General features: G+C 46.9%; 1 protein-coding gene. It reads left to right on the top strand.

The genetic code is table 11. From position 1 onward, the window contains the following. On the top strand, nucleotides 1–261 hold a 261-nt coding region (locus HMPREF2537_RS12875; protein ID WP_210383613.1), incomplete at its 5' end, for a hypothetical protein. Between the last annotated feature and the right edge of the window lie 247 nt (nucleotides 262–508).

Below are 508 nucleotides of genomic sequence, written 5' to 3'. Positions count from 1 at the left end.
GCCCTAAATAACGAACACACAACCAACACAGCAACCACCACAAAAGCAGCAGAAGACAATGTTGGTGTGAACACACAAAACACAAAAGAACAAAGAAATCACACAACCACACACCCACCACCAACACACGCACAAAGCACGTATCAGCAGCAAGCACATGGTTTAATGCTCGCGTCCACTATACAGTTCTCACACAACACCCCACACCAGCCCAACAACCAGAACATTAACCACTCCGACCATCAAGCTCATGTGGGTTAAACAACCAGGGAACAATGCCCCAGACACCCAACAATGCACCACGTACTTTTTCAAAACAGACACTCAACAAGTGCCGCGCTGGCTAATAAATCATTCTGGTTAAGATGTATCTCCACCCGATTAAACAAACGGTGGCAGCAAGACAAACGCTCACTCAACCACCACGCACGTGAAAAACACTCACATGCTTAAAGACACCAACTGGTGCCACAATAAAATGCTCCTTAGAAAGGAGGTGATCCACCCG

It is taken from the genome of Corynebacterium sp. HMSC074E01, assembly GCF_001808885.1.
GTDB lineage: Bacteria > Actinomycetota > Actinomycetes > Mycobacteriales > Mycobacteriaceae > Corynebacterium.
Note: the sequence above shows the minus strand (reverse complement) of the source record. Positions and strands in the feature narration are given on the sequence as shown.